At 68.7% G+C, this 230-nt stretch carries 1 protein-coding gene; it reads right to left on the reverse strand.

The genetic code is table 11. From position 1 onward, the window contains the following. The coding region (locus tag SB719_RS22965) for an extracellular solute-binding protein (protein ID WP_412160160.1) at nt 1-230 on the reverse strand (230 nt) is incomplete at both ends.

The raw sequence follows: 230 nt of genomic DNA on the forward strand, positions 1-230 counted from the left end.
GGGTAGACCATCTGGACGAACTGCGGGAAGAAGCCGGCGCCGCCTCGGATGGTGTAGCCGAATCGGCCGGCCGACGGGTCGGTCAGGGCGTTCGCCGCACCGAAGAAGTCGCTCCAGGTGGTCGGCGTGCTGAGACCGGCCTGGTCGAACCAGTCGGACCGGTAGTAGAGCACGTCGGCGAGCGCTGTGGCAGGCGTGAGGTAGAGCTTGCCGTCCGGAGCGGCGGCCTT

Origin of the sequence: Pantoea sp. SIMBA_079 (genome assembly GCF_046940275.1) — a bacterium.
Taxonomy (GTDB): Bacteria; Pseudomonadota; Gammaproteobacteria; order Enterobacterales; family Enterobacteriaceae; genus Pantoea; species Pantoea borealis.